2 protein-coding genes and 1 pseudogene are annotated in these 3,641 nt (G+C 42.9%); 1 reads left to right on the top strand and 2 read right to left on the bottom strand.

The window, feature by feature from the left end; all coding sequences use genetic code 11:
* A partial coding sequence (locus VLN09_RS09015; protein ID WP_325245765.1) for a DUF4230 domain-containing protein occupies positions 1-599 on the bottom strand: 599 nt, incomplete at its 3' end.
* 730 nt (positions 600-1,329) lie between these two features.
* Between VLN09_RS09015 and VLN09_RS09010 the strand changes: the two genes are divergently transcribed.
* Complete coding sequence (locus VLN09_RS09010; protein WP_325245763.1) at positions 1,330-3,048, top strand: proline--tRNA ligase; 1,719 nt, start codon at positions 1,330-1,332, stop codon at positions 3,046-3,048.
* A gap of 89 nt (positions 3,049-3,137) precedes the next feature.
* Here VLN09_RS09010 and VLN09_RS09005 read toward each other — a convergent pair.
* Positions 3,138-3,641 (bottom strand): annotated as a pseudogene (locus VLN09_RS09005) (NADPH-dependent 7-cyano-7-deazaguanine reductase QueF); the annotation flags it as partial.

Here is a 3,641-nt window from a genome sequence, read left to right as displayed (position 1 = left end):
GGCAGCTGACATGAACCCGCACCTTGCGTGGTGACCGTCACTACTGCGCCAGTTAGCGCAAACAGCTGTTGCAACTGGGTTTGTGCATTTTCTAGTGCCATCGTCATCACATCACCGCGGCAAGCGCGTTCAAGCACTTCTTTTTTTGCCATGCTCTGTGCCTGTTTTAAGATTTTCGGATCGACTTGCATCATACCAAAAGCCCCTGTTTGCCAATCATAAATCTCGATATCGTCTAGATAAACCGAAAATATCTCTGATGGCGGCAGCGTAATATTAATTTGTGGCATGATAGAGATAGGATTATTAGTATCAGCGGTCGCAACATTGTCTACATCAGCCTCAGCAGGCTGCACTACTTGTACCATATCAGGTGTCAATGCACTTAAATCAATACCTGCCTCTACGCGACCACGAGCGACAAACAGCGCCTTTTGCTCATCTTGCCACAGTTTCATCCAGCTTCCTGAACGCTGACTGGTAATGACCGTATCAACACTAAATGCCACCGTCTCCAATCGATTTAATTTCTGAATTTGCATCACCACGCCTTCACGAGTGATGGTTTCTATAGGCTCTTCTTTATTGAGATTTTGCACTATATAGACAGCAAAAGCGATGGCGGCAAGTCCAACAAGCTATACGATCCATGACATCATAGCAATAGGTCTTTTCGCTGGCTGTTTATTGGCATTATTATTGTCAACTGGACGACGATTATCAGGGTTGGTCATGTAAACTCTCTTATTGTTATAGTATTAGCATAAAATGAGTAATCCTATTCATTTAATGATATTTCTTTTTAATACTTTCAAGTAGTTACTACCAATCCCCTACATAATAGAGATGGGACCACGCCATTTTAAAAATTTTCTTATTATTTAAATTAATTAGCTATAGAACTCACCCCTTTATTAGCTAAATAAAGGATTTTTGTCTGACCCTTCGCCTCATTAAGCGCAATTCGGACTGAAAAAACAAAAAGTCGTTGCGTCTTACTCTAACTTTACCTAACATAGTCAGGTTGTATGCTTAAAATATCGCTATACGTTCGTTTTTGGGGCTTATATCCCTAATATACTGAGATAGACAGAACGATATTTTTATACAAAACCATAAAGTCATACTCTTTTTTAAGAGGCTGTTTTAAGAAACTATTTACGAACGCACTGCCCATTAGCGTATTGTTTATTATAGTGCTTTCTAGCTATGGCAAGTCCACACTCTTACCAAGCAATAACAGGTCATCTTGCGTTGGCCATCAAACCACACGCTCAACATCCTACTATTTCTTATTCATTTTATCGTTGATAAGGTTCCGCTTTATTTATGAAAGCCAGTCAATTTTTATTTGCCACGCTAAAAGAAACGCCCAGTGATGCAGATATCGCTTCAAGCCAATTAATGGTCAGAGCCGGTCTGATTCGAAAAATCGCTTCTGGATTATATATCTGGTTGCCAATGGGTTTGCGCGTGTTGCAAAAAGTCGAGCGCATCGTTCGCGAAGAGATGCAAAATATTGGCGCACAAGAAGTGCTGATGCCGATGACGCAGCCTGCTGAGCTTTGGCAGATGACCGGACGCTTTAACGACTATGGTCCTGAGCTACTGCGCTTTAAAGACCGTCATGATCGCGACTTCGTATTGGGACCGACGCACGAAGAGGTCATCACCAATCTTGCCCAAGGCGAGCTGCGTAGTTATAAGCAGCTACCGATTACCTTCTTTCAAATTCAAAATAAATTCCGTGATGAGATTCGTCCACGCTTTGGGGTGATGCGTGCGCGTGAATTTACCATGAAAGATGCCTATTCATTTCACGTTGACCAAGCGTCACTGGCAAAGACGTATGATGAGATGTATGACGCTTATACGCGCATATTCACGCGCTTAGGTCTTGATTTCCGTGCGGTACAAGCAGATACCGGCTCAATCGGTGGCTTTGCATCACACGAGTTTCATGTCCTAGCAGATAGCGGTGAAGATGATATTGCTTTCTCTGACTCATCTGAATATGCTGCCAACGTTGAGCTTGCCGAATCGGTGAGTACTGCTGAACGCCAGCCTGCGACGATGCCACGTAAAAATGTCGATACCATCGATATGCCAACCTGTGAAGCCGTCGCTGAACATTTAAACGTTCCGCTTGCTACGACTGTCAAAACATTGATTGTGCAAGGTCATACCCCAGAAGGTGAGCCGCAGCTTATCGCTGTAATATTACGCGGTGATCATACGCTAAACACAATCAAAGCTGAAAAAATCGAAGAAGCCAATGTTCCTTTAACCATGGCAACGGAAGAAGAGCTAAAAGCAGCGGGTCTATATAAAGGCTATATCGGCGTTGAGCTTGATATGCCCGTCTTTGTTGATCGTGCAGCAGCGGCGCTGTCAGACTTTATTTCTGGCGCCAATGAAGTTAACAAGCACACGACGGGTATGAATTGGGAACGTGACGCGCATATCACTCGTATTGTTGATATTCGCAATGTCCATGAAGGCGACCCTTCTCCTGATGGTAAAGGTACGCTACAGATTAAACGCGGTATCGAAGTCGGTCATATCTTCCAGTTGGGTGATAAATATTCACAAGCGATGAACTGTACTGTTTCAGGCGAAAATGGTAAGCCAGTGACGCTTATGATGGGCTGTTATGGTATTGGCGTTAGCCGTATTATCGCGGCTGCTATTGAGCAAAATAATGATGAAAATGGCATCATGTGGCCATCAACGCCAGATGTTAGTGATTCTTTAGCGCCGTTTGAAGTGGCTATCGTGCCAATGAAATCAAAAGAAGAAACGGTCATGGAAACGGCAATGGCATTATATCAAGAGCTAAAAGCCCTTGGTATCAATGTATTGCTTGATGATCGTAACGAACGTCCAGGCGTGAAGTTTGCTGACCTTGAACTGATTGGTATTCCACATCGTATCGTGGTATCTGATCGCAACTTGGCAGAAGATAAGTACGAGTACGTCAATCGCCGTGATAGCGAAAAACAATTACTTAGCCGTGAGGAAGTATTGGCTAAAGTAAGCGGTAAATAGTGTAAAGATAAAATAAACACCGTAAAAAGCGGCTATCTCATTTAATGAGATAGCCGCTTTTTTATATAAAATTATTCACAATGCTTTTATTACTGACGAATCAAACGACTAGGTGCTGGCAATAATGCGATATCACTTACGCGACAAGGATTGATATCAATGCCGCCGCGGCGCGTATACCAAGCTCGAACCATCAGCTCACTTGGCTGGTAATATTGACTCAAATCAGCAAACATCTGCTCAACACACTGCTCATGAAAGCCATTGTGCTGACGGAAACTTAATATATAACGCAGCATATTGGCTTGATTCACTACTTTGTTACTAGTAATTGACACCGCCAATGTACCCCAATCTGGCTGATTGGTGACCGGACAATTACTACGCAGCAAATTAGAATAAAAGCTAAACTTCTTGCCATCTTCTATTTGAGAATCTCTTGAATCACGTTCTAATACCGACGCATCAGGATGCAGCGTTAATGCTACTTTCTCAGTGCTATTCATAAGCGCATCATCAATACAGATGCCATCAGGTTGAGAAATTAACAGCCCTGAGCGAGCATCATCTAAGTCAAACAACTCTACTTGTAC

The sequence above is a fragment of the Psychrobacter sp. genome, from assembly GCF_035469765.1.
Taxonomy (GTDB): Bacteria; Pseudomonadota; Gammaproteobacteria; order Pseudomonadales; family Moraxellaceae; genus Psychrobacter.
Note: the sequence above shows the minus strand (reverse complement) of the source record. Positions and strands in the feature narration are given on the sequence as shown.